At 66.0% G+C, this 8066-nt stretch carries 8 protein-coding genes; 6 read left to right on the top strand and 2 right to left on the bottom strand.

Annotated elements, in window-relative coordinates:
• From ABWP09_RS10380 to ABWP09_RS10360, 5 genes are all read left to right on the top strand, one after another.
• A partial coding sequence (locus tag ABWP09_RS10380; RefSeq protein ID WP_353205072.1) for a glycoside hydrolase family 97 catalytic domain-containing protein occupies window positions 1-1164 on the top strand: 1164 nt, incomplete at its 5' end.
• A 131-nt stretch (window positions 1165-1295) separates the two neighbouring features.
• Window positions 1296-2180: an alpha/beta hydrolase gene (locus ABWP09_RS10375; protein ID WP_502959788.1), complete on the top strand. Its 885-nt coding sequence runs from the start codon at window positions 1296-1298 to the stop codon at window positions 2178-2180.
• Window positions 2177-3670, top strand: a complete 1494-nt coding sequence (locus ABWP09_RS10370) for a tryptophan halogenase family protein (RefSeq protein WP_353205070.1) — start codon at window positions 2177-2179, stop codon at window positions 3668-3670. Before ABWP09_RS10375 ends, ABWP09_RS10370 begins: the two co-directional genes overlap by 4 nt.
• A gap of 26 nt (window positions 3671-3696) precedes the next feature.
• Window positions 3697-4071 carry a thiol-disulfide oxidoreductase DCC family protein gene (locus ABWP09_RS10365; RefSeq protein ID WP_353205069.1) on the top strand — a complete coding sequence of 125 codons (375 nt, stop codon included), beginning with the start codon at window positions 3697-3699 and terminating at the stop codon, window positions 4069-4071.
• Window positions 4068-4565: a DUF427 domain-containing protein gene (locus tag ABWP09_RS10360; RefSeq protein ID WP_353205068.1), complete on the top strand. Its 498-nt coding sequence runs from the start codon at window positions 4068-4070 to the stop codon at window positions 4563-4565. Before ABWP09_RS10365 ends, ABWP09_RS10360 begins: the two co-directional genes overlap by 4 nt.
• Before the next feature lie 3 nt (window positions 4566-4568).
• Here ABWP09_RS10360 and ABWP09_RS10355 read toward each other — a convergent pair whose 3' ends face one another.
• Window positions 4569-5888, bottom strand: coding sequence for an ABC1 kinase family protein (locus tag ABWP09_RS10355; RefSeq protein ID WP_353205067.1), 1320 nt, complete (start codon window positions 5886-5888; stop codon window positions 4569-4571).
• Between the two features lie 107 nt (window positions 5889-5995).
• On the opposite strand from ABWP09_RS10355, the gene ABWP09_RS10350 reads away from it, so the two are divergent.
• Window positions 5996-6934: an NAD(P)H-dependent flavin oxidoreductase gene (locus ABWP09_RS10350; RefSeq protein WP_353205066.1), complete on the top strand. Its 939-nt coding sequence runs from the start codon at window positions 5996-5998 to the stop codon at window positions 6932-6934.
• A gap of 16 nt (window positions 6935-6950) precedes the next feature.
• Here the strand turns inward: ABWP09_RS10350 and ABWP09_RS10345 are convergent.
• Window positions 6951-8066: zinc-binding dehydrogenase (locus ABWP09_RS10345; protein WP_353205065.1), on the bottom strand; the 1116-nt coding region annotated here is incomplete at its 5' end.

Raw genomic sequence — 8066 nt, 5'->3', positions numbered from 1 at the left:
GGCGTGTGGTGGAACATGATCACCGGCAAATGGAGCTGGGCGACCGGACCAAAGCACGGCGCGACCACCGCCAACGTCAAGACCTATATCGATTTCGCCAGCGCCAACCGCATCCCCGGCGTGCTGGTCGAAGGCTGGAATGTCGGCTGGGACGGCGATTGGTTCGGCAATGGCAAGGCGATGCAGTTCGACACGCCGACCCCCGATTTCGATGCCGCCGCACTGATGCGCTATGCCAAGGCGAAGGGCGTCTACCTGATCGGCCATAACGAAACCGGCGGCTCGGCCAGCCACTATGACAGCCAGCTCGACCGCGCCTTCGGCTATGCGCGCGATCACGGCATTCCGGTGGTGAAGACGGGCTATGTCACCGATGCCGCCGAGATCGAGCGCGTCGATCCCGATGGCAGCCAGCACCGCGAATGGCATGAGGGGCAGTGGATGGTGAACCATTACCTCCGCGTCGTCACCACCGCCGCAAAGTATCACGTGTCGATCGACAGCCATGAGCCGGTCAAGGACACCGGCTTGCGCCGCACCTACCCCAATTGGGTCGCGCGCGAAGGGTCGCGCGGGATGGAATATAATAGCTGGCCGGGCAAGAATCCGCCCGAGCATGAGGCCAATCTGGTGTTCACGCGGATGCTGGAGGGGCCGATGGATTTCACCCCGGGCGTGCTGAGCCTGAAAGGTTCGGACGATAGCGACCTGCTCTCGACCGAGGCCAAGCAATTGGCGCTGTATGTCGTGCTCTATTCGCCGGTCGTGATGGCGGCGGACACACCCGAGCACTATGCCAGGCACATGCCCGCCTTCCAGTTCATCCGCGACGTGCCGACCGATTGGTCCGATACGCGCGTGCTCAACGGCGAAGTCGGCGATTATGCGACGATCGCGCGGCATGATCGCGCGTCCGACGATTGGTATCTCGGCAGCGTGACCGACGAAAATGCGCGCACGCTCTCCGTATCGCTCGATTTCCTCGATCCTGCGCGGCGTTACACCGCGCAAATCTATCGCGACGCGCCCGATGCCGATTATCGCACCGACAAACGCCACGCGATGGTGATCGAAACGCGCGCCGTGAAGCGCGGCGACACGCTCAGCCTGCCGCTCGCGCCCGGTGGCGGGATGGCGGTCCGCTTCGTGGCGGGTAAGAGATAGTGTTCCCCCAACTTCCCACCCCGGCGAAGGCCGGGGCCCAGTTGCGCAGGCCCTGGTTGCGGAGCGCAGCGTCCGAAGCATCGGCGCTGAGTAACTGGGCCCCGGCCTTCGCCGGGGAAGCGGTGTTGTTGGTGTTGTGCTTGCTCGCATTGCTTCTGCCGCTGCGCGCCGCCGCGCAGGATGCCGGACGCTTCGTCACGATCGCGGCCGCCCCTTCGGTCAACATCACGCCCCCGCGCGTGACAATCTGGCTGCCGCCCGGCTACGATGCGGGCAAGCGGCGCTATGGCGTCATCTACATGCACGACGGGCAGAATCTGTTCGATCGCAAGCGCTCCAATTTCGACAAGGTGTGGGCGGCGGACAAAGCGGTGTTGCGGCTGGTCGCGGCGGGCAAGATCGCGCCGGTCATCATCGTCGGCGTCGATCAGCCGGGCGAAGCGCGTTATCGGCAATATTTCCCGCAAAGGCTCTATGCCGACGCCTCGCCCAGACTGCGCGCCGAGATCGACCAGAGCGCCAAGGGAGCGCTGTTCGGCGACGCCTATCTGCGCTTCCTCGCCGACGAATTGAAACCGCTGATCGACCGGACCTATCGCACCCGCCGTGATGCCGCGCATACCGCGGTGGTCGGCTCAAGCATGGGCGGGTTGATGTCGTGCTACGCCTTTATCGAGCGCCCCAAAGTGTTCGGCCGCGCCGGGTGCGTCTCGACGCATTGGCCGCTGACCTTCGCGCTGCAACTCGTGCCGGGCGACGAGCGGCCCGCGCTGTGGAAGGCATATCTGACGCAGCATCTCGGCAAGCCGAACGGACGGCGGCTGTGGATGGATCATGGCGACAAGACGCTCGACGCCGCCTATCCGCCCTTTCAGGCGCTGATCGATCAGGATGTCGCCGGTTTGGGCTGGACGAAGGGCCGCGATTTCGAAAGCCGCGCTTATCCCGGTGCTGAGCATGAGGAAAATGCCTGGGCGGCGCGGCTCGACGCGGTGTTCGGCTGGCTGCTGCGGTGACACAGCCACCCGCCGGCCTGCGCATCGTCATCCTCGGCGGCGGCACGGCGGGGTGGATGGCGGCGAATTTGTTCGCGCACGCCTGGCCGAGTGCGGCTGTCACGGTAATCGAAAGCCCCGAGATCGGCATTATCGGCGTCGGCGAGGGATCGACCCCGCAATTGAAGGCGTTCTTCGATCGGCTTGGTATCGCCGAGGCCGACTGGATGCCCGCCTGCAACGCGACCTACAAGAACGGCATCGAATTCTGTGGCTGGTCGGAGCGGGCGGGGTACGATCGCTATTTTCACCCCTTCCCCAGTCCGCTCGATCTCCACACCGCGCCCGCCTTTTTCGATGCGACCAGGCGGCGGCGGCACGGGCAGGATGTCTGGGCGCATCCCGATCGCTTCTTCCTCCCCGCGCGGCTGGCGGCGGAGCGGCTGGCGCCGATCGCGGCCGAGGCGTTTCCGCTCGGGCCAGCCTATGGCTATCATTTCGACGCGCATCTGGTCGGTGCCGTTCTGCGGACCCATGCGGTCCAGCGCGGTATCTTCCATCTCGAACGCCGTATCGTTGCGGTCGCGGTTGCGGATGGCGCGGTCACGCATCTCGTCGCCGAGGAAGGCGAGCGGATCGCGGGCGATCTGTTCGTCGATTCGAGCGGCTTTCGCAGCGTCATCCATCAGGCGGCGCTTGGCGTGCCGTTCGTGTCGTTTGCCGACAATCTGTTCAACGACAGCGCGGTGGTGCTGCCGACCCCGGCCGATCCGACCGGCACCGCTTCCGCCACGCGCGCGACCGCGCTCAAGGCTGGTTGGGCATGGGACATCCCGCTGACCAGCCGCACCGGCAATGGCTATGTCTATGCGTCATCCTACTGCTCGAAGGACCAAGCCGAGGCCGAACTCCGCGCGCATCTCGGCGTGGGCGACGACGGGACTGCGCGGCATTTGTCGATGAAGGTCGGGCGCGTGGCGGAGACGTGGTCGGGCAACAGCCTTGCCGTTGGCCTGTCGCAGGGCTTTATCGAGCCGCTGGAGGCGACCGCGCTGCACATCGTGCAGGCGACGGTCGAGGGCTTCATTCAGGCCTATGAGGGCGGTGGCTTCACGCCTGTTAATCGCGATGCGTTCAACGCGCGGATCGCTGCGCGCTATGACGGGATCCGCGATTATATCGTCTGTCACTACCGGATGAACCGGCGCACCGACACCGCCTATTGGCGCGCCAATGCCGCCCATGATTGCCTGTCGGATTCGCTCAAAGCGATCCTCACCTGCTGGTTCACCGGCGGCGATCTCGAGGCCGAGATCGCGCAGCAGGGGATTGCGGGCTATTATGCCGCGACCTCGTGGCACTGTTTGCTCGCAGGCTATGGTCAGTTTCCGGAACGCGCGCCGCATCCCGCCGGACCCGGTGCGCCCGATATGGCGGCGATCGATGATTTCCTGCGCCGCGCCGCGCGCAATTTCGGCGATCACCGCGCCGCGCTTGCCGCCTTGGGCTAGCCCCGCGACTGTGCGATAGCGTCGGCATGAACCAGCTTATGACTTCCCGGCTGACGGTGTGGCACGACGGTGCCTGCCCGTTGTGCCGCCGCGAGATCGCGGTGATGCGCCGGCTCGATCGCGCGGGGGCGATCGATTTCATCGATGTTGCGGCCGAGGATGCGACATGCCCGATCGACCGTCGCGACTTGCTCGCCCGCTTCCACGCGCGCGAGAATGGCGTGCTGCTGTCGGGGGCGGCGGCGTTCGCGGCGATGTGGCGCGCGATCCCGCTGCTGCGCCCGCTCGGGCTGGCCGCGCGCGTGCCGATCGTGCTGGCGGGGCTGGAGCGGTTGTATGTCCTGTTCCTGCGCGCGCGGCCGCTGCTGCAACGCACGATGCGAAAGTGGGAACGGACATGAACTGGCCCACGCCCGACCCCGTCCGGCCAGGGCAGGAAAGCGTCTGGTCCTTCCCGCGCCCGGCGATCTGCGAACCGACCGCCGCGCACATCGTAATCGAACATCGAACGCTAAAGATTGCAAACACCACCGCCAGCATCCGCACGCTCGAGACGAGTCATCCCCCCAGTTATTACATCCCGCCCGCCGACATCCGCCCCGGCGTGCTGCGGCGGGGGAGCGGCAGTTCGTTCTGCGAATGGAAGGGGCAAGCGGTCTATTGGGACGTGGTGCTCGACGACGAAGTGCTGCCCGCAGTCGGCTGGAGCTACCCCAATCCCTCGCGCAGCTTCGCAATGCTGCGCGATCATGTCGCCTTTTACGCGCACGCGTTCGATAGCTGCAGCGTGGACGGCGAGACGGTCGTGCCGCAGCCAGGCGGGTTTTACGGCGGTTGGATCACCAGCGCGGTGGCGGGACCCTTTAAGGGGATCCCCGGCAGTCGTTTCTGGTAACGGCTACAAATAGCGATCGAGCAAGGCGCGCAGATCGACCCGCGCCTTGAGCCGCGCCGCCAGCCAATAGCTCCCGCCAAGCTTGCGTTGCACGAACAGCGTTTCGACCGGGGGAACCCGCCATGCGCTGCGGTCCGACGCCAGCGCGAGGCCACGCCCGCGCATCGACTGAATCCAACTCGAATCGCCGAAATCGAACGCGCCTTCCGGCAGCAACATGCCGGCACTCATGTCGAACAAAGCGAGCACTTCGTCGCTATGTGCCGCCGGGGTCGCGGCATCGAACAGCCCGAACCCCTCGAGCGCCTTCAGCGCCGCCGCCCGGTCGCCATCGCGCACCGCGCGGAGCATCTGGCGATAGAGGTTGGCGATCGCGGGCGCGATTTCGCGCGTCGCGCCGAAATCGAGCAATACGATCTTCCCCGTCTCCGCGTCATAGCGGTAATTGGCGAGATTGGGGTCGGTCTGCATGAGGCCGAATTCAAACAGTTCGCGCAGCACCAGATCGAGCATCCGCCCGGCGACCAGATCACGTTCGGCCTGCGGGCGGTCGGTCAGCGATTCGATCGGCACGCCGTCGGCATAGCGCATTGTCAGGATCGTCGGCGTCGAGAGCTCGGGCAGGAAATCGGGGACGTGGAAATGCGGATCGCCCGCCAGCAAGACCCCGAAGCGCGCCAGGCATTCCCCCTCGCGCGTGTAATCCGCCTCCTCGCGCAATTGCACCTTGGCCAGGGCGAGCAGCGGGGCGAGATCGAGATCCTTCGGCACCAGACCCGACAGGCGCAGCAACGTCGCGACATTGTCGACATCGCTGTCGATGCTCTGCGCCACACCGGGATATTGGACCTTGATCGCCAGCTTCTGCCCGTCGTGCGTGCGTCCGCGATGGACCTGGCCGATCGAGGCGGCGGCGATCGGATTGGCATCGAAGGCGGACAGCTTGCTTTGCCAATCCGCGCCCCACTCAGCGGCGAGCACCGCGCCGAGCTGCTGCGCGGGCATCGGTTCGGCATCGGCACGCAAGCGCGCGAAGATCTCGGACAATTCGGGCGGCAGCAGATCCCCCGAATCGAGCGACACCAATTGCCCCAATTTCATCGCCGCGCCGCGCAGCTTCGCCAGCCGATCGGTGACGCGCACGACGTTGGCCGGGGTCAGCAGCAAATCGCCGAGCGCCGGGCGCTTACCGCTGGCGAGTTGCCGCGCCCCCTCCCCGATCATTCCGCCGGCAACGCTCGCCGCCAGCCCGCCGAAGCGTGATAGCCGGGCAAAGCGACCGGTCGGGACGGCGCTGCCGCTGCGGGGGATGGGAGGTTTCAAAAGCGTCGGCCTCTACGCGCGGCGGATCATACCGACCAGTCGCGTCGCTATAGCACCGCCGCCATTCGGCGCTACAAGCAAGCAAAGCCATTGAGAGGGTGCCCGCTATGAACCGTTTCCTCGCGCATACCGGCGCACGTTATCCGATTGTCCAGGCGCCGATGGGCTGGATCGCGCGCTCGGCGCTCGCCTCGGCGGTGTGCGAGGCGGGGGGCTTAGGCATCATCGAGACATCGTCGGGCGAAACCAAGATCTGCCAGGCCGAGATCCTCAAGATGGCGGCGCTGACCGACGCGCCGTTCGGCGTGAACCTCCCGATCCGCTTCCTCAAGGACGAAGCGATGCTCGATTTCATCTGCACGTCGGGCGTGAAATTCGTCACCACCTCGGCGGGCAGCCCCGCCAAGTTCGTCGGCCCGCTCAAAGCCGCCGGAATCGTCGTCTATCACGCCGTCCCGACGGTCGATGCCGCGCTGAAGAGCGTCGCGGCGGGGGTTGACGGGTTGATCGTCGAAGGCGGCGAGGGTGGCGGGTTCAAGAATCCCGAGGAAGTCTCGACGCTTGTGCTGCTCCAGGCGATCCGCCGCGTCACCGACGTGCCGATGGTCGCGGCCGGCGGGATTTGTGACGGCAAGGGCATGGCCGCCGCCTTCGCGCTGGGCGCGGAAGCGGTGCAGATGGGCACGCGGTTCGTGGCGTCGGCGGAAAGCCCGGTGCATCCCGGCTTCAAGCAGGCGATCCTCGACGCCAAGGAAACCGGCACTTTCATGCTCAACACCAAATCGACACCGTGCATCCGCGCGCTGAAAACCGCGCGCACCGCCGCGATCCACGAAGCCGGGCTGATGCCTGCCGACACGTTCGCGCGGATCCAGGATTTGTATTTTGCCGGCGATATGGAGGCCTCGGTTGGCCTCGCGGGTGAAAGCGCCGGGCTGATCGACGAAGTCCGCAGCGTGCGCGCCATCATCCACGACATGGTCGGCGAATTTCACGGCATTTGCGCAGCGATGGGGGCAATGGCGACGGCTGCTGATTTCGGCTAGCCGTCGCCCGCTATCCTCACGCCTTGTGCGGGCAGATCAGATATTTGGACCCGGTCGCACGCTTGGCATAGGCCGCGAAAATCTCCGGCTGCAGTGCTTCGGTGAGCGAGATTTCGTGCGTGTAATGGCTCGCGAAGGTCGTGGTCAGCTCGGCGACAACGCGGTCCTTGAGCGCCTGCACCGCCTCCGGCCCGATCTTGATCAGGAACGGCGTGAGCAGGAACCCGCCGATCGCCCAGCTAAAGCCGAAATTGCGGTTGAGCGTGGTCGGCGCGAGATCGAGCCCGCCATAGATATAGACTTGCTTGAACGTGTCGGAGCCATAGCGGCTGTAGGTCGTCATGCGCTTGACCGCGGCCGCCTCCATGCAGCTCAGCAATTGCCCGGCAAGCTTGCCGCCGCCGATCGCATCGAAGGCGATCGTCGCGCCGGTCTCGACCATCATTGCGGTCAGCGTGTCGAGGAAATCGGGCGCGCTCGAATCGGCGACATGCACCGCGCCGATGCCGCGCAGCAGCTCGGCCTGCGCCGGGCTGCGCACTACATTGACGAGCGGAATGCCGTCCTTCGCGCAAATCTTGACCAGCATTTGCCCGAGATTGGAGGCAGCGGCGGTGTGGACCAGCGCGCTATGCCCTTCGCGGCGCATGACCTCGGTCATCGAGAGCGCGGTAAGCGGATTGACGAAGCAGGAGGCACCGTCGGCGGGGGCGGTGCCATCGGGCAGCACCATGCACTCGGCGACACGCAGCGTGCGATATTGCGCATACATCGCCCCGCCCAGCATCGCGACGGTCTTGCCGAGCAGCGCCTGCGCCGCCGGGGACGCGCCCGCCGCGATCACCACGCCAGACCCTTCATTGCCGACCGGCATCGCCTCGCCGATCCGCCCCGCCATCGCGCGCATGCCGGGTGGTGGCACGTCGGCGGTGATGAGCGGATGGCCGTCGCGCGTCGAAACCTGCGCGGTGGACAGGTCGCCCGCGCCAAACAACAGGCCGAGATCGGACGGGTTGATCGGGGTCGCCAGCACCTTGACCACGACTTGATCGTCGCGCGGATCGGCGATCGGCTGATCGACCAGCGACACTTCGAGCTTGCCCTCGGCGGTGACGCGCGACAGCAATTGCAG

The organism is Sphingomonas sp. (assembly GCF_040398505.1).
In the GTDB taxonomy this organism is placed as follows: domain Bacteria; phylum Pseudomonadota; class Alphaproteobacteria; order Sphingomonadales; family Sphingomonadaceae; genus Sphingomonas.
This window is presented reverse-complemented; position numbering and strand designations above follow the sequence as displayed.